Origin of the sequence: Mesorhizobium sp. L2C066B000 (assembly GCF_000502335.1) — a bacterium.
Classification (GTDB): Bacteria; Pseudomonadota; Alphaproteobacteria; order Rhizobiales; family Rhizobiaceae; genus Mesorhizobium.
The window spans coordinates 70639-97179 of the sequence record NZ_AYWZ01000018.1 but is presented as its reverse complement, the minus strand read 5'-3'; the positions used below and the strand labels follow the sequence as shown (position 1 = coordinate 97179).

29 protein-coding genes, 1 tRNA gene and 1 pseudogene are annotated in these 26541 nt (G+C 63.2%); 11 read left to right on the top strand and 20 right to left on the bottom strand.

The features are described 5' to 3' along the window. Positions 1-143: 143 nt before the first annotated feature. From X733_RS139840 to rpmH, 4 genes are all read right to left on the bottom strand, one after another. The gene (locus X733_RS139840) at positions 144-710 is read right to left on the bottom strand and encodes a fasciclin domain-containing protein (RefSeq protein ID WP_023673244.1); all 567 of its coding nucleotides are present in this window, start codon (positions 708-710) and stop codon (positions 144-146) included. A 340-nt stretch (positions 711-1050) separates the two neighbouring features. After that, the gene (yidC, locus tag X733_RS139845; protein ID WP_023681359.1) at positions 1051-2865 is read right to left on the bottom strand and encodes a membrane protein insertase YidC; all 1815 of its coding nucleotides are present in this window, start codon (positions 2863-2865) and stop codon (positions 1051-1053) included. A 14-nt stretch (positions 2866-2879) separates the two neighbouring features. Next, positions 2880-3233, bottom strand: coding sequence for a ribonuclease P protein component (gene rnpA / locus X733_RS139850; protein ID WP_023681360.1), 354 nt, complete (start codon positions 3231-3233; stop codon positions 2880-2882). A gap of 16 nt (positions 3234-3249) precedes the next feature. Next, complete coding sequence (gene rpmH, locus X733_RS1000000168665) at positions 3250-3384, bottom strand: 50S ribosomal protein L34 (RefSeq protein ID WP_008833937.1); 135 nt, start codon at positions 3382-3384, stop codon at positions 3250-3252. A 367-nt stretch (positions 3385-3751) separates the two neighbouring features. Between rpmH and X733_RS139855 the strand changes: the two genes are divergently transcribed. Continuing rightward, positions 3752-5284, top strand: coding sequence for a HAMP domain-containing sensor histidine kinase (locus tag X733_RS139855; protein WP_023687452.1), 1533 nt, complete (start codon positions 3752-3754; stop codon positions 5282-5284). Between the two features lie 195 nt (positions 5285-5479). Further along, a tRNA-Arg gene (locus X733_RS139860) sits at positions 5480-5556 on the top strand. Between the two features lie 253 nt (positions 5557-5809). Here the strand turns inward: X733_RS139860 and X733_RS139865 are convergent. After that, a complete protein-coding gene (locus X733_RS139865; RefSeq protein WP_023819911.1) occupies positions 5810-6352 on the bottom strand; it encodes an autotransporter in 543 nt (180 codons plus the stop codon). A gap of 159 nt (positions 6353-6511) precedes the next feature. Between X733_RS139865 and X733_RS139870 the strand changes: the two genes are divergently transcribed. Beyond that, on the top strand, positions 6512-7240 hold the full coding sequence (locus X733_RS139870) for a GntR family transcriptional regulator (RefSeq protein ID WP_023714481.1): 729 nt from the start codon (positions 6512-6514) through the stop codon (positions 7238-7240). Positions 7241-7270: 30 nt separating this feature from the next. On the opposite strand, the gene X733_RS139875 is transcribed toward X733_RS139870, so the two are convergent. Together X733_RS139875 and X733_RS139880 are read right to left on the bottom strand one after the other, a co-directional pair. Next, complete coding sequence (locus X733_RS139875; RefSeq protein WP_023819910.1) at positions 7271-8161, bottom strand: sigma-70 family RNA polymerase sigma factor; 891 nt, start codon at positions 8159-8161, stop codon at positions 7271-7273. A gap of 32 nt (positions 8162-8193) precedes the next feature. Beyond that, complete coding sequence (locus X733_RS139880) at positions 8194-8502, bottom strand: hypothetical protein (protein WP_031193992.1); 309 nt, start codon at positions 8500-8502, stop codon at positions 8194-8196. Between the two features lie 147 nt (positions 8503-8649). On the opposite strand from X733_RS139880, the gene X733_RS139885 reads away from it, so the two are divergent. Both X733_RS139885 and X733_RS139890 read left to right on the top strand, forming a co-directional pair. Next, positions 8650-9015, top strand: a complete 366-nt coding sequence (locus X733_RS139885; protein WP_023672270.1) for a VOC family protein — start codon at positions 8650-8652, stop codon at positions 9013-9015. A 53-nt stretch (positions 9016-9068) separates the two neighbouring features. Then, entirely contained in the window at positions 9069-9917 is an 849-nt protein-coding gene (locus X733_RS139890) for an alpha/beta hydrolase (RefSeq protein WP_245274515.1), read from the top strand. A 79-nt stretch (positions 9918-9996) separates the two neighbouring features. Here the strand turns inward: X733_RS139890 and X733_RS139895 are convergent, their stop codons facing one another. The 4 genes from X733_RS139895 to X733_RS139910 all read right to left on the bottom strand — a co-directional run bounded on the left by X733_RS139895 (position 9997) and on the right by X733_RS139910 (position 13324). Beyond that, positions 9997-10983 (bottom strand): Gfo/Idh/MocA family oxidoreductase, encoded by a 987-nt coding sequence (locus X733_RS139895; protein ID WP_023819907.1) that lies wholly within the window; start codon positions 10981-10983, stop codon positions 9997-9999. 78 nt (positions 10984-11061) lie between these two features. Further along, entirely contained in the window at positions 11062-11637 is a 576-nt protein-coding gene (locus tag X733_RS139900; protein WP_023672273.1) for a YceI family protein, read from the bottom strand. Positions 11638-11705: 68 nt separating this feature from the next. Continuing rightward, entirely contained in the window at positions 11706-12284 is a 579-nt protein-coding gene (locus X733_RS139905) for a cytochrome b (protein WP_023687445.1), read from the bottom strand. 149 nt (positions 12285-12433) lie between these two features. Continuing rightward, positions 12434-13324, bottom strand: a complete 891-nt coding sequence (locus tag X733_RS139910; RefSeq protein WP_023819906.1) for a LysR family transcriptional regulator — start codon at positions 13322-13324, stop codon at positions 12434-12436. Between the two features lie 96 nt (positions 13325-13420). On the opposite strand from X733_RS139910, the gene X733_RS139915 reads away from it, so the two are divergent. Beyond that, positions 13421-14416 carry an aldo/keto reductase gene (locus X733_RS139915; RefSeq protein WP_023703777.1) on the top strand — a complete coding sequence of 332 codons (996 nt, stop codon included), beginning with the start codon at positions 13421-13423 and terminating at the stop codon, positions 14414-14416. Between the two features lie 148 nt (positions 14417-14564). On the opposite strand, the gene X733_RS139920 is transcribed toward X733_RS139915, so the two are convergent. The 8 genes and pseudogenes from X733_RS139920 to infC all read right to left on the bottom strand — a co-directional run bounded on the left by X733_RS139920 (position 14565) and on the right by infC (position 21743). Beyond that, complete coding sequence (locus X733_RS139920; protein ID WP_023672277.1) at positions 14565-15167, bottom strand: nucleotidyltransferase family protein; 603 nt, start codon at positions 15165-15167, stop codon at positions 14565-14567. Between the two features lie 160 nt (positions 15168-15327). Beyond that, the gene (pheT, locus tag X733_RS139925; protein WP_023819905.1) at positions 15328-17736 is read right to left on the bottom strand and encodes a phenylalanine--tRNA ligase subunit beta; all 2409 of its coding nucleotides are present in this window, start codon (positions 17734-17736) and stop codon (positions 15328-15330) included. A 2-nt stretch (positions 17737-17738) separates the two neighbouring features. Then, positions 17739-18185 carry a GFA family protein gene (locus X733_RS139930; RefSeq protein WP_023819904.1) on the bottom strand — a complete coding sequence of 149 codons (447 nt, stop codon included), beginning with the start codon at positions 18183-18185 and terminating at the stop codon, positions 17739-17741. Then, complete coding sequence (gene pheS, locus X733_RS139935; protein ID WP_032891898.1) at positions 18182-19234, bottom strand: phenylalanine--tRNA ligase subunit alpha; 1053 nt, start codon at positions 19232-19234, stop codon at positions 18182-18184. Before pheS ends, X733_RS139930 begins: the two co-directional genes overlap by 4 nt. 296 nt (positions 19235-19530) lie before the next feature. Then, complete coding sequence (rplT, locus tag X733_RS139940) at positions 19531-19932, bottom strand: 50S ribosomal protein L20 (protein WP_023672281.1); 402 nt, start codon at positions 19930-19932, stop codon at positions 19531-19533. Between the two features lie 39 nt (positions 19933-19971). After that, the gene (gene rpmI / locus X733_RS139945; protein WP_006201248.1) at positions 19972-20175 is read right to left on the bottom strand and encodes a 50S ribosomal protein L35; all 204 of its coding nucleotides are present in this window, start codon (positions 20173-20175) and stop codon (positions 19972-19974) included. 184 nt (positions 20176-20359) lie between these two features. Further along, positions 20360-21074, bottom strand: a pseudogene (locus tag X733_RS0135660) (isoprenylcysteine carboxylmethyltransferase family protein). Positions 21075-21206: 132 nt separating this feature from the next. Further along, complete coding sequence (gene infC, locus X733_RS139950) at positions 21207-21743, bottom strand: translation initiation factor IF-3 (protein ID WP_023744911.1); 537 nt, start codon at positions 21741-21743, stop codon at positions 21207-21209. A gap of 247 nt (positions 21744-21990) precedes the next feature. Here infC and X733_RS139955 point away from each other — a divergent pair, with 247 nt between their 5' ends. From X733_RS139955 to X733_RS139970, 4 genes are all read left to right on the top strand, one after another. After that, positions 21991-22761: an alpha/beta hydrolase gene (locus tag X733_RS139955; RefSeq protein ID WP_023710422.1), complete on the top strand. Its 771-nt coding sequence runs from the start codon at positions 21991-21993 to the stop codon at positions 22759-22761. A 6-nt stretch (positions 22762-22767) separates the two neighbouring features. Then, positions 22768-23910, top strand: coding sequence for a benzoate/H(+) symporter BenE family transporter (locus X733_RS139960; protein ID WP_023819902.1), 1143 nt, complete (start codon positions 22768-22770; stop codon positions 23908-23910). Positions 23911-24027: 117 nt separating this feature from the next. After that, entirely contained in the window at positions 24028-24513 is a 486-nt protein-coding gene (locus X733_RS139965) for a DUF2852 domain-containing protein (RefSeq protein ID WP_023672286.1), read from the top strand. A 198-nt stretch (positions 24514-24711) separates the two neighbouring features. Continuing rightward, the gene (locus X733_RS139970) at positions 24712-25470 is read left to right on the top strand and encodes a M48 family metallopeptidase (protein WP_023710424.1); all 759 of its coding nucleotides are present in this window, start codon (positions 24712-24714) and stop codon (positions 25468-25470) included. An 18-nt stretch (positions 25471-25488) separates the two neighbouring features. Here X733_RS139970 and X733_RS139975 read toward each other — a convergent pair whose 3' ends face one another. Beyond that, complete coding sequence (locus X733_RS139975; RefSeq protein WP_023672288.1) at positions 25489-25707, bottom strand: hypothetical protein; 219 nt, start codon at positions 25705-25707, stop codon at positions 25489-25491. A gap of 109 nt (positions 25708-25816) precedes the next feature. Here X733_RS139975 and X733_RS139980 point away from each other — a divergent pair, with 109 nt between their 5' ends. Next, positions 25817-26476 (top strand): phosphoribosylanthranilate isomerase, encoded by a 660-nt coding sequence (locus tag X733_RS139980; protein WP_023819901.1) that lies wholly within the window; start codon positions 25817-25819, stop codon positions 26474-26476. The last annotated feature ends 65 nt before the right edge of the window (positions 26477-26541 follow it).

The window sequence follows — 26541 nt, the reverse complement described above, 5'->3', positions numbered from 1 at the left end:
GCGATATCGCTGGCGCGAACCACCACGAAAGCGCAAGTTTCAGTCCATGCCAAAGCTATCTTAGCGCCTATGCTCGTGAGGTGGGGAAGGCAGACCGAGAAAGCCCGTCGCAGCCCGCCGTCATTCCCCGTTGCGTAAAGCCGTTACTTCGGCAACAGCACCTTGTTGACGACGTGGATGACGCCGTTCGACTGGTTGACGTCGGCGACCGTTACCTTGGCGGCGCCGCCGGATTCGTCGACGATATAAAGCGCGCCTTTTTTTACCTCGGCGATCAGCGTGTCGCCGCTGACGGTCTTCATTTCATACTTGCCACCCATCGCCTTGGCCTTGGTCATCATATCCTTGGCCGAGATCTTGCCGGCCACGACATGGGCGGTCAGGATCTTGGTCAGCTTGTCCTTATTTTCGGGCTTCACCAGCGTGGCGACGGTGCCGGCCGGCAGTTTCTTGAAGGCGGAATCGGTCGGCGCAAACACCGTGAAGGGTCCCGCGCTTTCCAGCGTGTCGACCAGGCCGGCGGCCTTGACGGCGGCAACCAGCGTCTTGTGGATCGGCGAGTTGAGGGCGTTCTCGACGATGTTCTTCGAGGTCAGCATCGCAGCGCCGCCAACGGCGGGATTGGCGAGCGTATAGGCCGTCGTAGCTGCGAGGCCCGATAGAGCCAGGCCGGCGGAAAAGCAGAATGCCTTGAGGATGGACTTTGCCATTGGAGAACCCTTCTGGTGCGACAATTGTTGATTCGATTGTCGGGAAGAGTTACGCGGCGATTGCGGGAAAGTTTCGGTGCAGAGTAAAAAAGGATAATGATAACAAATATTTAAAGGCGAATGCCCATTCCGCGCGCCGCATCCCCGCGATGGACATGACGGGGTCACGGATCAAAAACAGCGGTCTTCGGATTAGAGCTGATCGGTGTTGATCGGCCTTGGCGGTACAAGCAGCAGCCACGCCGGTTGCACGCCGCAAGTTTCGCGCCTCACGGGAACGTGATGCGCGCCTCGTCCACAAAAAACACCGGACGAGCCGGGGCTTTGATTGCCACGCTGTTTATTCAGCTGGCGAGGGTTTCTTTCGGAACAATGCCGTCAGATTGTCCCACAATTCGATCTTGGCGCCCTGGCGCTTCATGATCACGCCCTGCTGCAGGATCGACAGCGTGTTGTTCCAGGCCCAGTAGATGACGAGGCCGGCCGGGAAGCTGCCCATCATGAAGGTGAAGATCACCGGCATCCAGGTGAAGATCTGCGCCTGCGTCGGATCCGGCGGCGTCGGGTTCATGCGCATCTGCAGGAACATGGTGATGCCCATGACCACCGCCCAGGCGCCCATATGCGGCAGGAATGCCGGCGGCGCGAAGGGCAGCAGGCCGAACAGGTTGAAGACCGAGGTCGGATCGGGCGCGGCCAGATCCTGGACCCAGCCGAAGAACGGCGCGTGCCGCATCTCGATGGTGATGTAGAGCACCTTGTAGAGCGAGAAGAACACCGGGATCTGCAGCGCCACCGGCCAGCAGCCGGCGAGCGGATTGATCTTCTCGGTCTTGTACAGCTCCATCATCGCCTGTTGCTGCTTCATCTTGTCGTCCGCGTATTTCTCGCGGATCTCGAGCATCTTGGGCTGCACCTTCTTCATGTTCGCCATCGACGCATAGGATTTGTTGGCGAGCGGGAAGAAGAGGGTTTTGACGACGACGGTGGTGGCAAGGATGGCCAGACCGAAATTGCCGAAGAATTTGTACAGCGTGTCGATCAGGTAGAACATCGGCTTGGTGATCCAGATGAACCATCCCCAATCGATCAGCCGGTCGAACAGCCTGATCTGGCGATCCTGGGCGTAGGCGTTGATCTTGTTGACTTCCTTGGCGCCGGCGAAGATCTCGGTCTCGACCGTCGCCGACTGGCCGGCGGCAATGGTGATCGGGTCGGTGAGGAAGTCCGACTGGTAGCGCGGGCGGCCATTGTCGTAATAGGCATAGTGCGGCTGGAAGGGCTGCTTCTCGGTCGGCACCAGGGTGACCGCCCAATATTTGTCGGTGATGCCAAGCCAGCCATCGGTCGATTTGCTCGGCGTATAGAGCTTGTTCTTCTCGATGTCGGCGTATTTGTGCTCCTGCAGGCCTTCGGTTCCCGTGACGCCGATCAGGCCTTCATGCAGCACATAGGAGCTGGCGACGGCCGGCTTGTCGAAACGGATGACGCGGCCGTAATTGGACAGCGTGACGGGGGTCGAGCCTGAATTCTGCACCGCATCGGAAACGGTGAACATGTAGTCGCCGTCGACGGAGATCGTGCGCTTGAAGGTCAGGCCCTTGTCGTTGGTGAAGGTCAGCGTCACTGGCGTCGCCGGCGTCAGCGTCGCATTGCCGTCGACGCTCCAGACCGTTTCCGGGCCCGGCACCGTGCCGGTCGTGTCGCTGCCGACAAAGCCGATCTCGGCATAATAGCCGGTGGGCAGCGCCTGCGGATTGAGCAGCTGGATCTGCGGCGATGTCTTGTCGACCGTCTCGGTGTAGTGCTTGAGCTTTAGGTCGTCGAGGCGGGCGCCGGTGAGGTTGATCGAGCCCGACAGGCTCGGCGTGTCGATGTTGACGCGGGCCGTCTTGGCCACTTCCTGCGCGCGGCCTTCCGGCGTCGTGACATAGGTGCCGGGCGCGTTTGGAATGGCGCCGGGCGCCGCGGGCGCCGGCGTGCCGCCGGGATTGGCGGCCTCGGCCGCCTTCTTCTGCTCCGCCGCCCGCTGCTCTTCGATGCGGGCCGCCTCGCGCTGCTGTTCGCTCCGCGGCAGCACATAGAAATATTGCCACAGCCCGAGGATCAGCACCGACAAGACGATGGTGATGTAGAAGTTCCGGTTATTTTCCATCGAAAGCCCTTGGCCTATCGTGTTCCGCTGAGACGGCGGGAGAGTTCGGCCTTCAAGTGGCCGAACGGAATGGTGAGCACGTCTTCACGCCCGACAATGACATAGTCATTGCCGGGCGCCATGTCACTTGCGGCATGGGTGCGCACGGCTTCTTTCAGCCGCCGCCTGACGCGGTTGCGCACAACCGCATTGCCGACCTTTTTGGTGACGGTGAAGCCGACGCGCGGCGGCAGACCGTCTTTGCGGTCGAGAACTTCAACGAGAAAAAGCCGCCCGCGCCGCTTTTCACCGCGGCGGACGGCCAGGAATTCCGCACGTTTCAGAAGCCGCTTGGGGTTTGGTCCCACTGGCTTGCCGGTTGCGGGCAACGATCTCGTCTTCCGTTCAGGCGCTGAGCCGCTTGCGGCCGCGGTTGCGGCGAGCTGCGACGACGCCGCGACCACCCTTGGTGGCCATGCGAGCACGGAAACCGTGCCGGCGTTTGCGGACGAGTTTGGACGGTTGGTAGGTACGCTTCATTTGTTTTAATACCGCGGGGTGCGGCCCTTCTTGATTCTGTCACTGTGTAACAGGAGCTTTGCCGGGCCGGCATTGGCGCGATCGAAACCGCGCCGGGACGAATGGCCCGAGCGTGAGCGGCTTATAGAAAGAAGGATTTTGGGAGTCAATCCAGCGCGAACTATGAGTTCGTCGCAGCGCGAACGCCAGTTCGTCGCAGTGCGAACTGCCAGTTCGTCACGACGCGACACCCCGTTCGTCGCGGCGCGAACACCCAGCTCGAGGCTATCTTTATTGCTGGCACCATCGTCCAACGAAGGATGAAATTGGCAAAAAAGCCGCAATCACCTAATCTCAACCGATCAAGCGTTTGTGAAGACAGGCCTTAATGAGCGAAGTTGCATCAGCGGATGAAGGGAGCGGCCCGGCGACAGCCGATGCCAGCCCGGCGACCGTTCGCCCGGTTGCGAGCCGTTCGGTGCCCAATCGTTCAGTGCCCTTGGCGCGCGGCCTGTCGACCAAGCTGCTCTTGCTCACCATTGTCTTCGTGCTCCTGGCCGAAGTCCTCATTTTCCTGCCCTGGATCGCCAGCTACCGCCTGGCCTGGCTGAAGGAGCGGCTAAGCACCGCTGCCGCGGTGTCGATCGTGCTGGTGCAGGGCGAGCCCAATTCGCTCTCCCGCGCCGCCCAGAACGACGTGCTGATGGCAATCGGCGCCAAGGCGATCGCGGTGCGCGACGGCGGCGTATCGCGCCTGCTGGTGGTGGCCGAGATGCCGCCGCAGGTCGACGAGCACATCGACATCGCCAATGTCGGCATGATCAAGGGCATGACCGGGGCGCTGGATACGCTGTTCTTCGGCGGCAAGCGCATGCTGCGGGTGTTCGGCCCGGTCGGCGACAGCGACAAGGAATTCGAGCTGATCATGCCCGACTATTCCCTGCGCAACGCCATGCTGCGCTATTCGCGCAACGTCGCCTTCGTCTCACTGCTGATCTCGCTGTTCACCGCAATGCTGGTCTATGCCGCGATCGACCTGATCATGATCGGCCCGATCCGCACCATGACGCGCTCGATGCTGTCCTTCTCCGAGGCGCCCGACGATCCAGGGCGCATCATCCACCCGGCCGCCCGCGCCGACGAGATCGGCGTTGCCGAGCGCGAACTGTCGCAGATGCAGGAACGGCTGCAAAAGATGCTGTCGGAGCAGAAGCACCTTGCCGACCTTGGCCTCGCCGTCTCCAAGATCAACCACGACATGCGCAACATCCTGGCCTCGGCGCAGCTGATGTCGGACCGCTTGCGCCTGGTCAAGGACCCGACGGTGCAGGCCTTCGCGCCAAAGCTGTTGCGCGCGCTCGACCGAGCCGTCTCCTATTCCGAAGGCGTGCTCCACTATGGTCGCACGCAGGAGCCGGCGCCCTCACGCCGCCGCTTGCGGCTGCGCCAGCTGGTCGACGACGTCCACGGCCTGCTCGACATCGAGGGCGGCATCGAATTCGTCAATGCCGTCGAGCTCGCCTTCGAGGTCGATGCCGATTCCGACCAGCTGTTTCGCGTGCTCACCAATCTGTGCCGAAACGCGGTGCAGGCGATGGCGGCCGACGCCGAGAGCGCGCTGGTGCGCCGGCTCGCCGTATCGGCCGAGCGCATAGGCAGCGTAAGCCGCATCATTGTCACCGACACCGGTCCCGGCCTGCCGGCGAAGGCGCGAGAAAACCTGTTCGCGGCGTTTCGAGGCTCGGCCCGCAGCGGCGGCACCGGCCTTGGCCTGGCCATCGCGCACGAGCTGATCCGCGCCCATGGCGGCACGGTGGAACTGGTCGAATCGATCGGCGGCCGCACCACCTTCGCCGTCACCATCCCCGACCAGCCGGTCCGCCTCGACCAGGCCCGCAACGGCCTGCGCCGCCCTGCCTGAGCTGTATTTGATATTCAGCCGAAGCCGGACTGAGCTGAATCTCAGCACCCCTTGATCGGCACCGTCGAAAGCAGCTGCGACAAAACTTTTGCCGGATTGGCTTGCTTTTCGGAAATTCAGTCGCTAGGGAACACGTCTTGTCGCGGCCGGTCGTCAGGATCGGTTAGCGGGGCTATGTAAAGCATGGCCTGTTGCGCGCCCGTAGCTCAGCTGGATAGAGCACCAGACTACGAATCTGGGGGTCAGGAGTTCGAATCTCTTCGGGCGCGCCATTTCCGCCGAAACTGTGATTTCCTGCGATCCGCTAGCCGGTCTTGAGCTCACATATGAAGAGCAGGTCGCGGAACACGTTGCCGAGCACCGCCTCATTCGAGTGCTGGAGAACTGGATGCCGCCTATTCCAGGCTTCTTCATGTATTACCCCAGTCGCCAGCATCAGCCTGCCGCACTAACTGCGCTAATCAACGCGCTGTGGTGTTCTTGAAATGGGCCGGTATGCGGCGACCGTTATTCCGCCTTTCCCGGTCAGGGCCCAATCGGCCTCGCCCCAGCCAGATACCGCTCATTGTCGAACGGCTCGGCGTGGGTGCTGTCCGGGCTCCACATGTGGCGGTGGGTCTCCGTCAGATTGCCGAGATAGACATGCAGTGCGCCCGAGCGGGCGCTGCCGGTGTTGGCGACCGCATGCACCGTATCCGGGTTCATATGCACCACCGCGGGCGCCGCGACGTCGTGGCGTTCCGGCGCATCGATCTCGCTGCCGTCGACGGGATAGATGAAGTTGGTCTCGCTGCCCTTGTAGATGCCAATCAGCGCATCCATCAGATGGTTGTGCGGCGGGTACTGCAGGCCGGGCGAAAGCGTGATGTGGTAGATGGTCAAGTCAGGGCTGGCATGCAGCAGCACCTCATCGTCGTCTTCCTCATGCGCGAGCACGCCTGATGCATGGAAGCGATCGGTGTGTTCGCGCAGCACCGCCTTGACCCGTTCGAAGGCATGAGCACCTTTGGCTGCGTTGACGATATCGGCGGTTACGGCGTAGAGAGGCGAGTTGGCGGCAAGAGACATTTGTCGTCATCTCCATTGGGAAGCTCAATCAATACAACTGAGATGCTCAGGTAGCGAATGCCGGCAGACCCGTCAACCGGATGGTCGAAACCGGCAAGCAGACTACGCGGGCAGACTACGCGGGCAGACCACGCGGGCAGACCACACGGGCAGGCAGATATGGCTCTTCCGAAATCAGTGTCACCGTCCGCCGTCAAGGCGCCGTCGACCGCCGACATATTGCGCAGCGAGGAAGCTTATGAGCAGCTGAAGAGCGACATCGTCGCCTGCGTCCTGCAACCCGGCGAAAGCCTGACCGAAAAGCAGATCGGCGACCGCTACCAGATCAGGAAGGCGACGATCCGCTCGGCTTTGGCCCGCCTGACGCAGGAAGGGCTGATCAAGAGCGAGCCGCGCCGCGGCTATGTCATCGCACCGCTTAGCCTGCGCGACGTCAACGAGATTTTCGACGTCCGCAGCCTGATCGAGCCGGAAGTGTTCCGGGTGGCCGCGGCCAACCTCACCGAACGCGGGCTCGACGACATCAGGCTGGCGGCGCAGAAGGTGCTGAAGCCGGAGACGCTGCGCAGCCATGTCGCCTTTCTGGCAGCCGACCGCGCCTTTCGCCTGGCCCTGGCTGAACTCTCCGGCAATCTGCGCCTGGTTCGCCTGCTCGACCAAACGCTCGACCAGTCGGAGCGTGTCCTCCATCTCGGCTTCAAATCGCGCGACTTCACGCAAGCGATCATCGGCCAGCAGAAGGAGTTGGTGCTTGCCTGCGAGCTGGCCGAAGTCTCGGCCATCGCAAAGCTTGCCCGCTCGCAGTGCCTGTCGCTCAAGAAGCAGGTGCTCGAGGCCTTGCTCGCCGGCTCCAAGCTGCAGGACGCCAATTTGCAAAGCTTCGCCTGAGGCGCGAAGCCCGCGCTCTCTGGCCGATGCTTACTCGTCGATGAAGCGGATGTCCGCATCGGCAAGGCAATAGGGCGCGTAGCGGAAATCGCGGATATGGCTGACCTTTCCATCCTGCCAGTCGACCAGCATGAAGCCGCGCACGGCGTCATCTCCCGCTTGCGGGCTGCGGATCAGGATGGCCGGCCTGCCGTCGACGAAGCCGAGCGACAGCGCCCAATCCTGGACACGGTCGTAATTGCCGAAATAGTTGGAAACCTGCGCCTTGCCGCGCATGCGGGTGCGATTGACGACTTCAAGCTGGATGTCCTCGGCGATCAACGCGCGCACGGCGTCGAAGTCGCGCGCGTTGAACAGGTCGACATAGCGGCGCAGGCGCCGCTCGTCACCGGTGTCGAGTTTTGGGGCAGGCGCCTGCTCGTCCTGTGACGCCAGCAGGCGCAGCTGCGACCGCCCGCGATGCAGCGCTGCCTTGGTCGCGGCCAGGGTCGCGCCGGACACTTCGCAGGTTTCGTGCAGGCTGAGGCCAAGCACGTCGACAAGGATCACGGCGCTGCGCTGCACTGTTGCCAGCTGCATGAAGCTTCGCAGGCTGGCGGCGGTGGCGAGCCTCGCATCGGCGCTTGCGGAGGGGTCTTCGATCGTCGTCATGTCGGTCTCGCTCATGCGCGCCTGCTCCCGCTGGCGCCGGCGCAGATGATCCTGCGCGGCATTGTGGGCTATGCGGAACAGCCATTGCTCCGGACGCTCGACGGCGGCGTCGCCGTCGATGGCCTGCAGTGCCTTGATCAGTGTCTCCTGGACGATGTCCTCGCCATCGATCACCGAGCCGGCCATGCGGGCGCAGTAGCGGTGCAGCTTCGGTCGCAAGGAGCCGAGCATCGCCTCCAGGGCAACGCGGTCGAGTTTTGCTGTGTTCATCCTGTCCGTTCCCTAAATGCCGGTCTTTGCATTCAAGCCGGCACGACCTCGCCGGCCAGCATACGATAATTGCCGACGATCTTTGCCGGCGATCTGGCAAGCGGCGTCGAGCGGCGTCCGGCATGATCGGCGCTGAAGGCCTTGAAGGCTGCGAGCCCGGTCAGGCCGTCGCCATCCTGGCTGACAAGATGGATGAACTCGCCATTCTCCAGTTCCAGGACGAGGTAGCGCACAGATTGCGGCTTCGTGTCGTCGAGTGCGTCGAACACCTGTGCAACCAGCATACGGTTCTCGGCGATGCTTTCGTCCTTCACGCCGTAGCGGATGAGATTGCAGCCCATTGTCGTCTCCTGTTTTTCAACTCTGCACAGAGAAGACGTTTCGCGGCCTCGAAAAGATTCGTCGCCCGGCGAATCTTTTCGATCGTCCGGATCGTCTTTCCCGTCGACGGCTGCGCGGCAGCCGTCCAGGAGCAGGAGAGACCCATCATGCACATCCAGTTTGCCGAATTGCCGGTGTTCGACCAGGACCGCGCCAAGGCCTTCTACACCGGACATCTTGCTTGCCAGGTGGCGGAGGACCAGCTGATGGGCGACAGCGGCTGGCGCTGGATCGAGCTGACATTTCCCGGCGCCGTCACCAATTTGCATTTCGTCAAACGCCCCGATGACACGCCGGGCACTGAGCCCGTGCTGGTGCTCGTTGATGGCGATGTCGAGGCAACGGTCGCGGGCCTGAAGGCGCGCGGCGTCGAAATCATCACCGAGCCGCAGGAAGCGCCTTGGCAGCCGGGCCGCACGGTCGCCGAATTCCGCGACAGCGAGGGCAACCGCATGGTTGTCGCCAGCAAATGATCGGACCCGGCGCAAAGCCGAACTTTGACATGAGAACAACAGGAGAGATGGACATGACCCCCCAAACGTCGACGCTGAAAGTACCGGGCGCCAGCCTCTATTATGAGATGCGCGGTTCCGGCCCCGTACTGTTGATAATCCCCGGCGGACCGCAGGACGCCGGCGTCTTCGCCGATGTCGCGGGCCACCTCGCCGACCGCTACACGGTGGTCGCCTATGATCCGCGCGGCAATTCGCGCAGCACCTTCGACGGAGAGCCGCAAGAGCAGGACCTCGATGTCCATGGCGACGATGCCGCGCGATTGATCGAGGCGCTTGCCGCCGGACCGGCCTATGTGTTCGGCACCAGCGGCGGCGCCCAGATCGGGCTCAACCTCGCCGCCCGCCATCCCGGCCGGGTTCGTGCACTGGTGGCGCATGAGCCGCCCAGCATGATGCTGCTCCACGACCCGTCGCCGTCACTGGCCGGCATGCGCGACCTGCACGACACCTATCGCAGCCAGGGTGTCGAGGCGGCGATGCAGAAATTCTTCAGCGAGAACAGCCTGTCGGAAGGGCCGGGTCAGGATGAAGCCGGGCCGCAGGACGGACCGCCTTCGTTCGAACCGTCGCCCGAGGAGGCCGAGACCTTTGCCAGGGTCAGCGGCAATTTCGAATACTGGCTGGCGCATGGCGTCATGCCGCTGTCGCTCTACCGTCCTGATATCGAGGCGCTGCGCGGCCGCCCGGTCGTGGTCGGCATCGGCGAAGAGTCCATCGGCCAGCCGATCGACGGCATGGGCAAGGCGCTGGCCGACAGGCTCGGCAGCAAGCGCGCCGCCTTCCCCGGCGACCATATGGGCTTTGCGCCCTATCCCGATCGCTTCGCCGAGACCTTGCACCTGACGCTCAGAGGCGCGTGAGATCGTCAGTCCAATAGGAAAGGAGCGTCCGCATGCACAATGCCCTTCTCCCATGAAATTACCGGCTAAGATTGGTGTATCAGACGGCCTCCCAGCCTTCCTTGGCACCGGCGCGGAAGATGGCGTCGATGACCTTCTGGTTGAGTACGGACTCCTCCAGCGTGAAGATACGCTCCTTGCCGCCCTGTGCCGCCCTGGCAAACGTCTCGACCTCGCGCCGGTACTGTTGCGTGCCGGGAAAGCGGAACACCTGCGCCTCGGTGTGGTTCTGGTTGTGCAATTCGATGCGGTGATGGTCGTAGAGCCCGGCATTGAACGGCGAGAACACCTCGATGAAACCCTTCTCGCCGTGGAACACCATCACCTGCCGCGCCGCCATCTGCGTCGACAGATAGAAGGACAGTTCGAAATCGCCGAAATCGGCGCGGATCGAGGAATAGATGTCGGTGCCGAATTTCTTGTCGCGCTCGATCGTCGCCTGCACGCGCAGCGGCTCCTTGCCGCTCGAAAACCGCGTCGACACCGTCGGATAGACGCCGATATCAGGCAGCGCGCCGCCGCCGAGATCGAGCTGGTTGCGCATGTTGGTGGGATCGACATTGTAATAGGAGAAGGCGCCCTGCACATGGCGCAGCCGGCCGATGGCGCCATCGGCGATGAGATCGCGCACCTTGATCCATTGCGGGTGGTAGATGACCATGAAGGCCTCGCAGACCAGCACCTTCTTGCTGTCGCGCAGCTTGATCAGCGGCGCGATGTCCTTGGCGTCGAGCGCCAGCGGCTTCTCCACCAGCACATGTTTTCCCGCTTCGATGGCCTTGGCCGTCCATTCGACATGCTGCGAGGTCGGCAGCGGGATGTAGACGCCGTCGACGTCTTTCGAAGCGAGCAGCTCCTCATACGAACCAAAGGCATGCCTGGCGCCGAACCGCTCGCCCAGGGCCTCGGCCTTCGACAGGTCGCGGCTGGCGATCGCGGACAAAACGCCATTCTCGGCCTCGACGATTGCCGGCAACAATTGCTCGCGGCCGATCTTGGCCGTCGACAAAACACCCCATCGGAACATCAGGCTTCTCCTATCGATTTACAGGCGAAGAGGTTTGCCCGAAATTGCGGGAAAAGCCAATGCGGATCGCTGGTCCTGCTAGCCTCGCTTGCCCGTCAGCGTCATGTCGAAATCGACAATATTCGAATAGATCGGCGTGCCGACATCCATGCCGTAGCGGGAGCGCAGCACCTTGCCGGTGACGTGGAATTTAATGACGCCACCCTTCAGCCCGCCGAGCTCGGCAGTGAACTTTTCCGCAAACGTCTTGCCGCGCGCCGTCAGCCGGCCGCTGACCAGCGCCGTGGTGTCGCTGGTTCGGGTTACGCTGGTCGAGCGGAACTGGATTTCGGGGCTGTTGGCCACGTCGAACACCGCATCGGAGCGCAGGAAGGCGTCGATGCGGCCCTGGCCGGTGCCGACGCTTTCGGGATAGATGGTGAAGTTGACCGCGGAACGGCCGACATCGCTGTTGTCGATGCGGATAGAGCCCTTGAAGCGGCCAAAGGCGCCGTCGAGGCCGCCGCCACCGACCTTGCCGATGGAGAAGCGAATGCTGGAGCTGGCCGGGTTGACCGTGTAGCTGCCGGCGGCGTCGCCGAGGTCCACAGCGGCGGAGACAGGCATGGCAAGGCAAGCGGCAACAGCCGCCAATCCGAAGATGCGCGCATACATGGGTTTTGTCCTTCTGGGGCAAGCGAAGTGTTGCGCCCTCACCCCAATGAACGAATGCGCGGCGCGCCCTATTCCATGTCCTGATCTGACGAAGGCGTGATCATGCGCGTGAGCACGCTGTCGCGCAGCCAGAAATGATGCCGCAGCGCCGCCAGCGCATGCAGCGCGACCAAGGCAATGCCGGCATAGGCGAGATACCAGTGTGCTACCGCCCAGAAGTTTTCCGCCGCATCGGACACGCCGAGCGGCAGGTTCGGCATCACGAAAAGGTTGAACGGCATGCTGGGGATCTCCAGCATCGACACCGAAACCAGTGCCCAGCCGGACAGCGGCACCGCGAGCTGGAAGCCATAAAGTGCCAGATGCGCCAGCGGCGCCGTCCGACGCTCCAGCCCTCCGACCGAGGCCGGCAAGGCCGGGGCCGCATTGCCGAGCCGCCAGGCAATGCGCAGGATGAGGAGGCCGAGCAGCAGGAAGCCGAAGGATTTGTGCAGCTGGATCAGCTCGAAGGCGGTGCGCTGGCTGGTCAACCGCACCATGATGAAGCCGAGCATGAACTGGCCGATGAACAGGATGCCGATCAGCCAGTGGAGGACGATCGCCGCCCAGCCGTAGCGGGTTGAGTTGTTGGTGATGAATGCCGGCATGGTTGGTGAACGAATGGCAGCTGGGCTTTCTTCCACCCTCCCCCTTGTGGGGAGGGTCGGCGCGAAGCGACGGGGTGGGGGGTAGCGCCCTACGAAGATCCCACCCCGATCCGCTACGCGGATCGACCCTCCCCACAAGGGGGAGGTGGCTAAGCACCGACCTTGAAGAAATCCACAAACGCCCGCAGCGCCGGGCGCATCTGGCGGCGGCTGGGGTAGTAGACGAAGAAACCGTCGAAGGGCGGACACCAGTCTTCCAGCACGCGGATCAAGCGACCGTCGGCGAGCGGCGCGCGCACATAATCGTCGAAGACGAAGGCGAGCCCAGCGCCGTCGACCGCCGCCTGGGCGATCAGATGGTCTTCGTCGAGGATCAGCGGCCCTTGCGCCGCGATCTCGATCTCTTCGCCATCCTTCTCGAATTCCCAGCGGTAAAGAATGCCGCTGGAAAAACGGAAGCGGATGCAGCGGTGGTCGGCAAGATCGCGCGGATGGCGGGGTCTTGGCATGGTCGCGAAATAGCATGGCGCGCCGACCGCGGCGCCGCGAAGGTCCGGTCCGATGCGCACCGCGATCATGTCGCGCTGCAGGCTCTCACCGAGCCGCACGCCGGCATCGAAGCCGCCTTCGACGACGTCGGTGAAGCGATCCTCGATGACGATTTCCAGCACGATGTCAGGATAGGCCGCGGCAAAGCCGCCGAGCCTGGGCGTCAATGCCAGGTGGGCCGCGGTGCGCGGCACGGTCAGCCGCAGGTTCCCGGCCGGCCGGTCGCGCGCCTCGATCGCCGTTTCCAGCGCCAGATCGATCTCGGACAGCGCCGGCCGCAGCCGTTCGAGCAACTGCGCGCCCTCTTCCGTTGGCGCTACGCTGCGGGTGCTGCGCGCCAAAAGCCGCACGCCGAGCCGCGCCTCCAGGCTGGACACGGCATGGCTCACTGCCGAGGGCGCTATGGCCAGTTCGCGCGCCGCGCCACGAAAACTGCCGCATTGGGCGACTGTTGCCAGTACAGCGAGTTGAGAAAGATGCGCTCGGTTCATTGCTCTATTTTATAGAACAGCCCGTGCGAATGACAGCCAATTATCGAACGTAAAGCCAAGCGCTATCTCTCTTTCATCGCAACAAGGAGACGCGCCATGAAAACCCGCAAACTTGGTACTGAACTCGAAGTCTTCCCCGTCGGCCTCGGCTGCATGGGCATGAGCTTCGCCTATGGCGGTCAGGCCGAGGCGGACGCAATCGCCACGCTGCGCCGCGCTGTCGAGATCGGCGTGACGTTTTTCGACACCGCCGAAGTCTATGGTCCCTTTGAGAACGAGATCCTTCTCGGCAAGGCGTTGAAGCCGGTGCGCGACAGGGTGACGATCGCCACCAAATTCGGCTTCAAGATTTCCGAGGAAGGCTCAGGCCTCGAACGTATGGTTGGCGTCGATAGCCGCCCGGAGCACGTCAAGGCAGTGGCGGAAGCCTCGCTGAAACGGCTCGATACCGATGTCATCGACCTCTACTACCAGCACCGCGTCGATCCCGGCGTGCCGATAGAGGACACGGTCGGCGCCATGGCGGAACTGGTGCGCGACGGCAAGGTGCGGGCGCTGGGCCTGTCGGAGGTCAGTGCCACCACCATCCGCCGGGCGCACGCCGTGCATCCGATCGCTGCCGTGCAGAGTGAATATTCGCTCTGGAGCCGCGACCCCGAAGACGAAGTGTTCGATGTCTGCCGCGAACTCGGCATCGGCTTCGTCCCCTACAGCCCGCTCGGTCGCGGCCTGCTCACCGGCACCATCGCCAAGCCCGAGGCCCTCAGCGACGACGACTGGCGCCGGACCTTGCCGCGTTTCCAGGCCGACGCCATGGCCGCTAATGCCAAGGTCGTTGCGACGCTGGAAAAGCTGGCGGTGGAAAAAGGCGTCACCTCGGCCCAGCTGGCGCTGGCCTGGGTGCTGCACCAGGGCGACTTCATCGTGCCGATCCCCGGCGCAAGAAAGATACGCCATCTCGAGCAGAACACGGCGGCGGTCGGGATCGAGCTGAGCGCGGCTGAGGTCGCGGCGATCGGCGATGCGCTGTCGCCGGACAAGGTGGTTGGCAAGCGCTATACGGAGGAGCTGTTGGCGCTGGTGAATGGGTGAGTGCCTTTACCCTCCCCCTTGTGGGGAGGGTCGATCCGCGAAGCGGATCGGGGTGGGGGTCCTCGTGAGGCGCACCCCCACCCCGTCTCTCTGTCTCCGCCTCGCTGCGACAGCGAGCCGACCCTCCCCACAACGGGGAGGGTAAGTCTCACCACGGCACCACCGTAATCTCCGGCCAGCACGCCTTCGCCCTCGCCCCCTTGGCCTCATGCGTGCGCCTGTTATCCATCAGCCGGTTGGGCGTGATGCGAAACGCGAAGAGGTCATCCAGCCCGAACGGCGCCACGACCTCAAGCTGCCCATCGGCATCGTATCGCACCCCGACCGCATGCGTCTTCGAGGCGAAATAGCTCACCGACTCGCTGGAACTCGTATAGCGCGGGCAGGGCTGGCCGAATTTCTGCGGATACCACAGATGCACCCGTGCCTGGTTGCGCACCTCGGCCGGCAGAGCCAGCCCCTCGAAATGCTGCGCGGCTCGACGGATGACCGCGTCCTCGGCCTCGTAGGACAGGTCGCTGTCATCGAAGTAGAAGAGATCGACATCCTTGATGCCGTAGCCCGGCGCCTTGCCGGTCAGGTGGTTCCAGACGCTGTTGTAGAGCGCGCCGGACACCACCAGCCAGTCCGGCAACGCCAGCGTGCGGGCCCGCTCCAGCGCGTCGCTGACGAGCGCATCCGCCAACACCATGGCGAGAAACGCTTCGCGCTGGGCTTCGAACGGCAGACCGGAATAGCGCAGATGGTCCATCGCCCTTTGGAGAGCGATTCGCAACTGCCGGCAATCCTCAGAAGCAATTCCAGGAAAAGTGTGTAGCGGTTTTACTGGGAAAGCGCGCCGCGCTTTCCCTAAGACGCGCTTTCCCTAAGAATTGCGTGAAGTCGAAATACGTAGGGCGGCGTTAGCCGCTCTACGTTCTCAGCATGCCGCCCGTTTGCTTGCCGACATTGTCGACGATGCGCTTGGCCAGCGCCTCGAAATCCTCGTCGGTGAGCGTCTTTTCAACCGGCTGAATCGACACTTCGATGGCGATGGACTTCTTGGCGGCACCGAGTGAAGCGCCCTCGAAGACGTCGAACACCGAGACGCCGGTGACCAGCTTCTTGTCGGCGGCGAGCGCCGCCCGCACCAGCGTGCCGGCCTCGACCCCTTTGTCGACGACGAAAGCAAAGTCGCGCTTCACTGCCTGGAAGGCGGAGAGCTCCAGCTTCGGCTTGGTTTTCGTCGGCTTGGCCTTCGGCTCCGGCACGGCGTCGATATAGACCTCGAAACCGCAGATCGGTCCGGAAACGTCCAACCCCTCCAGCGTCTTCGGGTGGAACTCGCCGAAGGTGCCGAGCACTGTCTTCGGGCCGAGCTTGATCGTGCCGGAGCGGCCGGGATGATACCAGGCCGGACCGCCTGGCTCGATCTGCAGCCTGTCGACCGGCGCGCCGCAGGCTTCCAGCGCTGCAATCGCGTCGGCTTTGGCGTCGAACACGCCGACCGGACCGGAATTGCCGGCCCAACTGCGGCCGGAACCGTCGAGCTTGGCGGTGCCGCGGCGCACACCGGCGGCAACGCGCCGCTGCTGGTCGGGGCCGTCGCCCTCATAGGTACCGGAGACCTCGAACAGCGCGACATCGCCGATGCCCTTGTCGGCATTGCGCTGCGCGGCGACGATCAGGCCGGGCAACAACGAGGGCCGCATATCGGACATGTCGGCTGCAATCGGATTGGCGAGCTTCAGCGCCGTCTGGCCGCCGCCGAACAGTTCGGCGTGTTTGGCCGGGATGAACGACCAGGTGAGAACCTCCAGCATGCCCCGCACGGCGAGCGAGCGCTTGGCAGTGCGGGTGCGAACCTGCAGCGTCGTCAGTATCTTGGAGTTGACCGCGTCATGCGCGCCGAGCGGCTGCGGCGCGATGTTGTCGACGCCGTGGATGCGCATCACTTCCTCGACCAGGTCGGCCTTGCCGTCGACGTCAGGACGCCAGGACGGCACAGCGACATCGACGACGTCGCCCGAGCCTGACGGCTTGAAGCCGAGGCGGGTCAGGATGTCGAGGCTTTCCGCCTTCGGCACCTCGATGCCGGTCAGCCGCTTCACTTCCGAGATCGGGAAGGAAACGATCTTCGGCTTGTAGCCGGCATAGCCGACCACCTCCGTCTCGGTCGGCTCTCCGCCGCAGAACTCCAGCACCAGCTTTGTCGCCAGCTCGACGCCGGGCACAATGAATTCCGGGTCGACGCCACGCTCGAAACGGTAACGGGCATCGGTGATGATGCCGAGCGTACGGCCGGTGCGGGCCGTGGTGATCGGATCCCAAAGAGCGGATTCGATCAGCACGTCCGTGGTGTTCTCGTCGCAGCCGGAATGCTCGCCGCCCATGACACCGGCGATCGATTCGACGCCATTGTCGTCGGCGATCACGCACATCTGCGGCGTCAGCGTGTATTCGCGCCCGTCAAGCGCCAGCACCTTCTCGCCGTCGCGTGCGCGGCGCACGACGAGATTGCCGGCGACCTTCTTGGCATCGAACACATGCAGCGGCCGGCCACGGTCGAAGGTGACGTAGTTGGTGATGTCGACCAGCGCGCTGATCGGGCGCAAGCCGATGGCGATCAGCCTTTGCTGCAGCCATTTCGGCGACGGCCCGTTCTTCACGCCTTTCACCAGGCGCAGCGCGAAACCGGGGCAGAGCTCCGGCGCCTCGATGGTCACCTTGACCGGCGTTTCACCTTTGCCAAGGACCGCTTCGACCGGCGCGGTCTTGAGCCGGCCAAGCCCGCTTGCCGCCAGGTCCCGGGCGACGCCGTAAATGCTGGTCGCATCCGGCCGGTTCGGCGTCAGATTGATCTCGATCACCGGATCGTCGAGATGCGCGTAAGCCGCGAAGCTGGTGCCGACAGGCGCATCGGCCGGCAGGTCGATAATGCCATTGTGCTCATCCGACAGCTCCAGCTCGCGCTCGGAACACATCATGCCATGGCTCTCGACGCCCCGGATCTTGCCGACGGTCAGCGTCACGTCGATACCGGGCACATAGGCGCCGGGCGCGGCGAAGGCGCCGATCAAGCCGGCGCGGGCATTCGGCGCACCGCACACCACCTGGACAGGGGCTGCGCCATTGCCGGTGTCGACGGTCAGCACCCGCAGCCGGTCGGCGTCGGGATGCTGCACCGCCGTCAGCACCTTGGCGATGACGAACGGCTTCAGGCCGGCCTTGTCGTCGACATGCTCGACTTCGAGGCCGATCGAGGTCAGCCTCTCGACGATCTCGTCGAGCGTGGCGTCGGTGTCGAGATGATCCTTGAGCCAGGAAAGGGTGAGTTTCATCACTATGTTCCGTTTTGTCTGTACCCGCCCGGAACTTGTCCATCGGGTCTGGGTACGCTTGTCTTCAAATGGCGCGGCAAGTCGTCGGGCATATGCACGAAGGGCAGCTGCTCGCGCACATAGGCATGGTGCGTCGGCCGGAAATAGGCCGGCATGTCCATGGCGCCCAGCATGAAATAGATGTGGTCTTCCAGCCGCTCGTCGACATAGGCGATAGGCGAGCCGCAAATGCCGCAGAACGAGCGTGTAACCGGGCCGTTCTCGTACATCTTCAGTGCCTTGCCGGTGAAAGCCACCTGCTCGGTCAGAAAGCCGACAAAGGCCGACACCGGCGCACCGCTGGCGCGCCGGCAATCGCCGCAATGGCAATAGCTGATATGGTGCGGTTCGACCGAGGCCTCGAACCGTACCGCGCCGCAGCGGCAGCCACCGGCGTGCGGCGCCGTCATGCGGAAAGACCTCCGAACAGCGTCGGCATGTCGAGCGGCCTGAAACCGTAATGCGACAGCCAGCGCACATCGGCGTCGAAGAAGGCGCGCAGGTCCGGCATGCCGTATTTCAGCATGGCGATGCGGTCGATGCCCATGCCCCAGGCAAAGCCCTGATATTCGTCGGGATCGAGCCCGCCGGCGCGCAGCACATTGGGGTGGACCATGCCGCAGCCGAGGATCTCCATCCAGTCGGAGCCTTCGCCGAATCGCACTTCGCCGGGCCGCGAGCGGTCGCACTGGATGTCGACCTCGAGGCTGGGCTCGGTGAACGGGAAGAAGGACGGCCGGAAGCGCATCTTGACCTGCGGCACCTCGAAGAAAGCCTTGCAGAATTCTTCCAGCACCCACTTCATGTTGGCGACATTGGCCGATTTGTCGATCACCAGCCCCTCGACCTGATGGAACATCGGCGAGTGGGTAGCGTCGGAATCCTGCCGGTAGGTCTTGCCGGGAATGACGATGCGGATCGGCGGCTTCTGCTTCTCCATGGTGCGGATCTGTACCGGCGAGGTGTGCGTGCGCAACAGCTTGCGCTCGCCCTTTTCGTCCGGCTGGAAAAAGAAGGTATCGTGCATCTCGCGCGCCGGATGCCCTTCGGGGAAATTCAGCGCGGTGAAATTGTAATAGTCGCTCTCGACATCGGGACCTTCTGCGATGGCAAAGCCGAGATCGCCGAAGATCGCCGCGATCTCGTCGATGACTTGGCTGATCGGATGGATGCGGCCGCGCTCGGCCGGCGATTGCCGCACCGGCAGCGTCACGTCGACCGTCTCGGCGGCAAGGCGCGCCGTGACCGCCACATCCTTCAGCTCGGCCTTGCGTGTCGTCAGCGCTTCGGTGACGCGGTTCTTCAGGCCGTTGATCGCGGGGCCCTTGACCTGGCGCTCCTCGGCGCTCATCGCGCCCAGTGTCTTCAGCAATTCCGAGATCGACCCCTTTTTGCCGAGAGCCGCGACGCGCACGGCTTCGATAGCAGCCTCATCGGCGGCCGACGCGACGTCGGCCATCAGGGAGTTTTCGAGAGTATCCAAGCCGGTAGCTATGTCGTTCACGGTCAAACTCGCTGTGTTGGGAGTCAACTTTGAGGTGAAAGTCACTTTCAAGTTGAAAGTTCAGCCATAAGAAAAACCCGCGCCAGCCGTGCCAGCGCGGGTTCCCCAATCAGAATTGCGAATGCTGGGAAGCGCTGGGCTCGGAGCCCGATCCCGAAAAGTTGCAGACTTTTCGGAAAGATCGCGCTCCTCGCTAAATTTCCCTGAGCATGATGTTGTCCAAAAAGTCAGCAACTTTTTGGCATCATGCTCTAGGCGACAGCGCTTTCAAAAGCATTCGGGGTGGTGTTCTTCAGATATTCGAGCGCGACCTTGGCCTTGGCCACGAGTGCGGCGAACGCCTGCGGTTCATGGATGGCCATGTCGGACAGGATCTTGCGATCGATCTCGATACCGGACTTGTTGAGGCCGTCGATGAAGCGGCCATAGGTCAGGCCATGCTCGTGCGTCGCGGCGTTGATGCGCTGGATCCACAGCGCGCGGAACGAGCGCTTGCGGTTCTTGCGGTCGCGATACGCGTACTGCATCGACTTTTCGACCGCCTGCTTGGCGATGCGAATGGTGTTCTTGCGGCGGCCGTAGAAGCCTTTCGCGGCTTTCAGGACCTTCTTGTGCTTGGCGTGCGAGGTGACGCCTCTTTTTACGCGTGCCATGTCATGATCTCCTTAAACGCTGTTCCTGAAACCGAATGCTCAGAGGCCGTTCGGCAGAAAATTCTTGATGACCTTCTTGCCATCCGGTTCAGCCAGAACCATCGTGCCGCGGGCATTTCGAATGAACTTGTTGGAACGCTTGATCATGCCGTGACGCTTGCCGGCCGCAGCCGACAGGACTTTACCCGTACCTGTGATCTTGAACCGCTTCTTGGCGGCCGATTTGGTCTTCATCTTGGGCATTTTGCTACTCCGTATTGGTGGCGCACAATCGCGCTTCTTGTTCGCTTCGGGCGGACCATAAGCCCGAAAAGCAAATGAAACCGCCACGGCATGCCCTGCCGGGCGGTTTTCTTGGAACGGCGGTCCTATACGTCAAAGCGGGCTGGCGCGCAACACCCGAGCGGCTGCGACGCTCTGTCCGCGATCAGGGCAGCCTGAACAGCACCGGCAGAATGCCCGATTGCTGGGCGCCATCGATGGTCTCGAACACCGGCAACGCCACCAGAAACACCAGCCCGTCGAGCAAGGTGGTCAGCAAGAGGCGCGGCTTGAAGCTGCCNGAACACCGGCAACGCCACCAGAAACACCAGCCCGTCGAGCAAGGTGGTCAGCAAGAGGCGCGGCTTGAAGCTGCCAGTGTCGCCTTCCTGGTAGAGCGACAGCTTGGGGAAGAAACGCGGCACCCGCGCCAGATAGGCTGTGTAGGGCGCGCCGAGAACCTCCTTCAGATACCGTTCCTCGCGCAGGATGACGATGTGGAAGGCGCCGGCGCACAAAAGCGCAAACAGGACGATGCCGGAGAACGAGCCGATCTGCGCCCCGACGCCGGCGGCGGCAACGGTCGAGAACACGTAGAGAGGATTGCGGGTGATCGAATAGGGTCCGCCGGTGACCACTTCGGAGGATTTGCGCCCCCCGATATAGAGTGTCGACCACAAGCGGCCGACGACGCCAAGGAAGATCAGCAGCACGCCGACCATCTCGATCGTTTCATGCACCGGGGTATCGGGCGGGAAGGTCGACTGGCCGAACAGCAGTGCCGCAAACAGCACCACCACCAGCACCGCAAGCACCATCCGGCGCATGTGCTGGTAGCCGCCCAGCTCCTTGATGGGCGCAGGGTTGATTTCATTGGCCATGTCGGGAATCCGATCGTCGAGAAGCTTTGCCGGCGATCGCGGCGTCTGGACAGGAGAATCGGCGTCCCGCCGATCGCCGGGACGCCATGAGACAGGATTCAGGCGGATTTAGAGCGCAACGCCCGAACTGATCTAGCGCGGGGCCAGCACCATCATCATCTGGCGGCCTTCCAGCTTCGGCTCGGCTTCGACCTTGGCGATGGTAGCCGTCTCCTCGCGCACCTTGTTCAGGAGCTGCATGCCGAGTTCCATATGCGCCATCTCGCGGCCGCGGAAGCGCAGCGTCAGCTTGACCTTGTCACCTTCCTCGAAGAAGCGCCGCACGGCCTTCATCTTGGTTTCGTAGTCATGGCTGTCGATGTTCGGGCGCATCTTGATCTCCTTGATCTCGATGACCTTCTGGTTCTTGCGCGCCTCGGCCGCCTTCTTCTGGTTGGCGTATTTCAATTTGCCGAGATCGAGAATTTTGACGACAGGCGGCACCGCATTGGGCGAGATCTCGACCAGATCGAGCCCTGCCTCTTCGGCGAGCAGCAATGCGTCGTTGATGGAAATATCGCCGCGGTTCTGGCCATCGGCGTCGATCAGCTGGACCCGGGGAACCCGGATATCACGGTTTGAGCGCGGGCCATCCTTGGTGGGCGCCGCTGCTTTGAAAGGTCTGCGAATGGTCGTGGTCTCCTTGGCCGTTTCGTTCAGGGTTCAAATCTAGAAATGTTCGGGACGCGCCAATGTGGTGAGCGCGCGGGCGGAGTCAATAGCACAGCGCTGACAGAAAATCACCCTGATCGCAGGCCTGCACCAAACAAAGGATGTCGCGAGCACTTTCCGCCTCGCCTGTGCCTGTGTCAAAAGACCGGCGAGTAAAATCAGGCTCCCGCAATCAGGCCCCCAGAACCAGGATTGATCCACAGCCATGACCGCGACCACCCCAACCCTGCTGGATGTCGACGGCATTGATATCGCGGTTCGCCATTCCTCGGGCGCAACGCCCGGCATCGTCTGGCTCGGCGGCTATAAATCCGACATGCTGGGCACGAAGGCGCAGACGTTGTCGGATTGGGCGGCAAGGGAAGGCCGCGCATATCTGCGCCACGATTATTCCGGTCATGGCGAATCCGGCGGCGCCTTTGCCGACGGCACCATTTCGAAATGGCTTGGCGAGAGCCTCGCCGTCTTCCGGCGTTTCACCGAGGGCAAGCAAATCCTGGTCGGCTCGTCGATGGGCGCCTGGATCGCGCTGCGCATGGTGCAGGAACTGCGCAAGGCGGGCGACAGCAATGTGGTTGGCCTGGTGCTGCTCGCGCCGGCGCCGGATTTCACCGCCGAGCTGGTCGAGCCGGCTCTGACGGAGGAACAGAGGCGCGACCTCCGGGAGAAAGGCTTTTTCGAAGAACCTTCGGACTATTCCGACGAGCCTTACATCTACACAAGCGCGCTGATCGAGGACGGCAGGGCGAACCGGGTCATGACCGGGCCGATCGATACCCACTGCCCCGTCCACATCCTGCAGGGCCTGGCCGACGCCGACGTGCCGGCAAGCCATGCGCTGAAGCTGGTCTCGCTGCTGCCGGCCGACGACGTCACCTTGTCGCTCATTCCCGACGGCGACCACCGCCTGTCGCGGCCGCAGGATCTCGACATGCTGCTGAGGGCGGTGGGCGACATGGTTCAGCGGGCGGGGTAGGCGAGAATGCGCATTTCCGTCCCGATATCCGCCTTTGTCGCGGCAATCGTCGGCTTCGGCGGCACGCTGGCCGTCGTCATTGCCGCCGCCAAGGCGGTTGGCGCCACGCAAGCCGAAACCGCGAGCTGGGTGACGGCAGTGTGCGTGGCGATGGCGATCGAATGCTTGTGGCTGTCCTGGCGCACGAAAATACCCATCATCACCGCCTGGTCGACACCGGGCCTGGCGCTGATGGCGGCATCGAGCGGGTTTACCATGGCCGATGCGGTCGGCGCCTTCATCGTCACCAGCTTGATGTTGATCGCCACCGGCCTGTTCAAGCCGCTGACCCAGCTGATATCAAGGATACCGACGTCGGTCGCGTCCGGCATGCTGGCGGGCATCGTCGTCACCTTCGCGCTCAATGCCGTCAAGACCATTCCGGTCGATCCCTGGCTGATCCTGCCGCTGATCGCGGCCTTCTTCGTCATTCGCCTGTTCAACCCGGCGCTGTCGGTGCTGGCGGTGCTGATCGGCGGCGGCATCGCCGCATTCCTGACAGGCCGCGTCGGCGGACTGCCGGCGCCGGAACTGTCGACGCTGACGCTGATTGCCCCGCATTTCAGCGCCGCAGCTGTCATCGGCCTGGCGCTGCCGCTCTACCTCGTCACCATGGCGTCGCAGAACCTGTCGGGTCTCGCCGTCTTGCGCGCCGCCGGCTATCACCCCGAACCCGGCCCGCTGATCGGCGTCACCGGCCTGTTCTCGCTGCTGTCGGCGCCGTTTGGCGGCTCGACCACCAATCTGGCCGCGATCTCTGCGGCGATCTGCACCGGGCCGGACGTCCATCCCGACCCGGCCGAGCGCTGGAAGACCGGACCCTTCTATGCACTTGCCTATCTGATCTTCGCGGTTTTCGGCGCCTCGCTGGTGGCGATCTTCGCCGTCCTGCCGCAGAGCCTGATCGTTCTGGTAGCCGGCCTGGCGCTGATGGGATCGCTCGCCAACGCGCTGTCGATCGCCCTCAAGGACGAGGACCAGCGCATGGCGGCTACTGTCACCTTCGTTGTCACCGCGTCGGGGCTGACCTTGTTCGGCGTTGGCGCCGCCTTCTGGGGTCTGGTCGCTGGCCTGGTCGTGCTTTCCCTCGAAGCGCTCAAAAAGCGATAATCATTTCAGGCCCTTGTCCGGTTTTGGCGGACGTTGTCTTGAATCGCCGTTTTTCTCATCCCATTTCGAATCCACGCAGCCACTCTTGGCTGTCTCCAACCGAAGGAATGGGAGAAAATGAACACATCCGCATTGATCCGCCCGGCCTGGACGCCGGCGACTATCGCGCTGATGGTGATCGGCTTCATGGTGTTCTGGCCGCTTGGCTTCGCCATGCTCGCCTACATCATCTGGGGCGACCGGCTTGACGGCTTCAAGCGCGACGTCAACCGCGCCACGGACGGCATCTTCGCCGGCTGCCGCCGCGGTTCCGACAAGGCCGCGCGCTGGGGCCACGGTTCGGCCCGCACCGGCAATGTCGCTTTCGACGACTGGCGCGAGAAGGAACTCGAACGCCTCGCCGAAGAGCGTCGCAAGCTCGACGAGATGCTGAGCGAGTTCGACGAGTACGCCCGCGAATTGCGCCGCGCCAAGGACCAGGACGAGTTCGACCGCTTCATGGCCAACCGCAACAAGTCGACGGCGCCTGCGAAAACAGGCTCGGCCGAAACGGCCAAGCCCGCGACCCCCAAGCGCAAGGGCCCGAACCTGCTTGACGACTGAGGCTGCGCGCATGACCCCGAAAATCGGAACCGATTTTCGGAGAGGTTCATGCGCCAAATTAGAGTGCTACAGCGTCCTTTGCGCGTCAGAGACGCGCGGCGCTGTAGGACAGGCCTTGGCATGATGGACGGCGTCGCGCGAGCGGCGCCGTTTCTTTTTTGTTCTGGTCGTTTTCCTCGAATCGCGTATCGTTCAGCCATGTCCTTCGGCTTTTTCCGCAACCTGACCAAACCAAAACCCTCGCCTGTCGAAGAGCGAGAGCACGTCGTTGCCGGCCGCACACTGCCGCTCAGGATCGTCGAGAGCGCCCGCGCACGGCGGCTGACGCTGCGCATCGATTCGGGCGGCCAGGGGCTGCGCATCACCGTGCCGCCGGGCCTGCGCCGCGGCGAGGTGGAGAAATTCCTTCACCGCCACCAGGACTGGCTGGAGCAGCGTCTGGCCAAGGTGCCGACACGGCCGCAAGTGCGCCCCGGCATCAAGATCCCGATACGCGGCGTCGCGCATCGCATCGTCCACGAACCGTCGAAACGCGGCACCGTCACCGTGTCGCGCGACGACCGCGGTCCGCTGCTGATCGTCCATGGCGAGCGGATACATTTGCCGCGCCGCATCGCCGATTTCCTCAAGCGTGAGGCCAAGAAGGACATCGAGAAGCTGGTGGTCAAGCATACCGAGGCCATCGGCAAGCGCGCCAAGGCGATCCGCTTCAAGGACACGTCGAGCCGCTGGGGTTCCTGCACTTCCGATGGCAATCTGTCCTTCTCCTGGCGCATCATGATGGCGCCGACGCCGGTGATAAACTACCTGGTCGCGCATGAGGTGGCGCATCTCAAGGAGATGAACCACGGCCCGAAATTCTGGAAATTGTGCGAGCAGCTCTGTCCCGATACCGACCGCTGCAAGGACTGGCTGAAGCGGAATGGTGGGGCATTGCAGGCGATCGTGTTCGATTAGCCTGCGCCGGCGCCGCGCTCAATCATCATTGGCCGCATTAAGCTCTTCAGGCCGCAGCCCTTCGTCGCCATGGCGCGGCCATGGCAGGAAATTCTGCTCGAACGCATCGCTGCCGAAATAATCCAGGACCCGGTGCGCTTCTGCCCCGTCGAAGGCGGCCTTTTGCATCAGATGGGCGATGACGTCGCGGGCTTGCGCAATCTTCTGCCTGAGTTCGGCTATGCTCTGGTCGGCCATTCGTCTGCTCCGCCTTGCTTCTCCCATCAATAGGTAGCGCCTTTGGCGTTGCCGGCAAACAGCATGCTTTTTCTCGACTCTTGGCCGGTTTCGTGCCAATCCCCGCGCCATGGCGCTCGATATCAAGATCTGTGGATTGAAGACCGATGAGGCAATGGCCGCGGCCCTGGCCGGCGGCGCCAGCCATGTCGGCTTCATCTTCTTTGCTAAAAGCCCGCGCTATGTCGAGCCTGCGGCAGCCGGCCGCCTGCGCGAGGCGGCAATCGGCAAGGCCAGGGCGGTCGCCGTGACGGTCGATGCCGATGACGCGTTCCTGGATGAGATCGTCGCAAAGATGCGCCCCGACATGCTGCAGTTGCACGGCACGGAGACGCCCGAGCGGGTGGCCGAGGTGAAAGCTCGCTACGGCCTGCCTGTCATGAAGGTGTTCTCCGTCAGTGAGGTAGCCGATCTCGAGCGGCTAAAGCCGTTCATCGGCGTTGCCGATCGCTTCATGTTCGATGCCAAGCCACCAAAGGGCTCGCAACTTCCGGGCGGCAATGGCGTCGCCTTTGACTGGCGCATCCTGGCCGGCCTTGACGCCGGGCTCGATTACATGCTTTCCGGTGGGCTCAACGCCGCCAATATCGGCGACGCCCTGAGATCCGCCAATCCGCCCGCGATAGACATTTCGTCGGGGGTGGAAAGCGGCCTGGGCGTCAAGGATCCGGCGCTGATCGAGCAGTTTTTCCGGGCCGTCAGGGCCGCGCGCGACGACCGCGCTGCCTGAGGCACTTCTTTCGAACCCGAGCATGTTCCGGAGAAGTGGGAACCGGTTTTCCGATAAGACATGCT

Bases quoted from the DNA above. Each gene is read 5' to 3' on its own strand.
- X733_RS139840 (WP_023673244.1), bottom strand. From the start codon at position 710: ATGGCAAAGTCCATCCTCAAGGCATTCTGCTTTTCCGCCGGCCTGGCT.
- yidC (WP_023681359.1), bottom strand. From the start codon at position 2,865: ATGGAAAATAACCGGAACTTCTACATCACCATCGTCTTGTCGGTGCTG.
- rpmH (WP_008833937.1), bottom strand. From the start codon at position 3,384: ATGAAGCGTACCTACCAACCGTCCAAACTCGTCCGCAAACGCCGGCAC.
- X733_RS139855 (WP_023687452.1), top strand. From the start codon at position 3,752: ATGAGCGAAGTTGCATCAGCGGATGAAGGGAGCGGCCCGGCGACAGCC.
- X733_RS139865 (WP_023819911.1), bottom strand. From the start codon at position 6,352: ATGTCTCTTGCCGCCAACTCGCCTCTCTACGCCGTAACCGCCGATATC.
- X733_RS139870 (WP_023714481.1), top strand. From the start codon at position 6,512: ATGGCTCTTCCGAAATCAGTGTCACCGTCCGCCGTCAAGGCGCCGTCG.
- X733_RS139875 (WP_023819910.1), bottom strand. From the start codon at position 8,161: ATGAACACAGCAAAACTCGACCGCGTTGCCCTGGAGGCGATGCTCGGC.
- X733_RS139880 (WP_031193992.1), bottom strand. From the start codon at position 8,502: ATGGGCTGCAATCTCATCCGCTACGGCGTGAAGGACGAAAGCATCGCC.
- X733_RS139885 (WP_023672270.1), top strand. From the start codon at position 8,650: ATGCACATCCAGTTTGCCGAATTGCCGGTGTTCGACCAGGACCGCGCC.
- X733_RS139890 (WP_245274515.1), top strand. From the start codon at position 9,069: ATGACCCCCCAAACGTCGACGCTGAAAGTACCGGGCGCCAGCCTCTAT.
- X733_RS139895 (WP_023819907.1), bottom strand. From the start codon at position 10,983: ATGTTCCGATGGGGTGTTTTGTCGACGGCCAAGATCGGCCGCGAGCAA.
- X733_RS139900 (WP_023672273.1), bottom strand. From the start codon at position 11,637: ATGTATGCGCGCATCTTCGGATTGGCGGCTGTTGCCGCTTGCCTTGCC.
- X733_RS139905 (WP_023687445.1), bottom strand. From the start codon at position 12,284: ATGCCGGCATTCATCACCAACAACTCAACCCGCTACGGCTGGGCGGCG.
- X733_RS139910 (WP_023819906.1), bottom strand. From the start codon at position 13,324: ATGAACCGAGCGCATCTTTCTCAACTCGCTGTACTGGCAACAGTCGCC.
- X733_RS139915 (WP_023703777.1), top strand. From the start codon at position 13,421: ATGAAAACCCGCAAACTTGGTACTGAACTCGAAGTCTTCCCCGTCGGC.
- X733_RS139920 (WP_023672277.1), bottom strand. From the start codon at position 15,167: ATGGACCATCTGCGCTATTCCGGTCTGCCGTTCGAAGCCCAGCGCGAA.
- pheT (WP_023819905.1), bottom strand. From the start codon at position 17,736: ATGAAACTCACCCTTTCCTGGCTCAAGGATCATCTCGACACCGACGCC.
- X733_RS139930 (WP_023819904.1), bottom strand. From the start codon at position 18,185: ATGACGGCGCCGCACGCCGGTGGCTGCCGCTGCGGCGCGGTACGGTTC.
- pheS (WP_032891898.1), bottom strand. From the start codon at position 19,234: ATGGCCGACGTCGCGTCGGCCGCCGATGAGGCTGCTATCGAAGCCGTG.
- rplT (WP_023672281.1), bottom strand. From the start codon at position 19,932: ATGGCACGCGTAAAAAGAGGCGTCACCTCGCACGCCAAGCACAAGAAG.
- rpmI (WP_006201248.1), bottom strand. From the start codon at position 20,175: ATGCCCAAGATGAAGACCAAATCGGCCGCCAAGAAGCGGTTCAAGATC.
- X733_RS139955 (WP_023710422.1), top strand. From the start codon at position 21,991: ATGACCGCGACCACCCCAACCCTGCTGGATGTCGACGGCATTGATATC.
- X733_RS139960 (WP_023819902.1), top strand. From the start codon at position 22,768: ATGCGCATTTCCGTCCCGATATCCGCCTTTGTCGCGGCAATCGTCGGC.
- X733_RS139965 (WP_023672286.1), top strand. From the start codon at position 24,028: ATGAACACATCCGCATTGATCCGCCCGGCCTGGACGCCGGCGACTATC.
- X733_RS139970 (WP_023710424.1), top strand. From the start codon at position 24,712: ATGTCCTTCGGCTTTTTCCGCAACCTGACCAAACCAAAACCCTCGCCT.
- X733_RS139975 (WP_023672288.1), bottom strand. From the start codon at position 25,707: ATGGCCGACCAGAGCATAGCCGAACTCAGGCAGAAGATTGCGCAAGCC.
- X733_RS139980 (WP_023819901.1), top strand. From the start codon at position 25,817: ATGGCGCTCGATATCAAGATCTGTGGATTGAAGACCGATGAGGCAATG.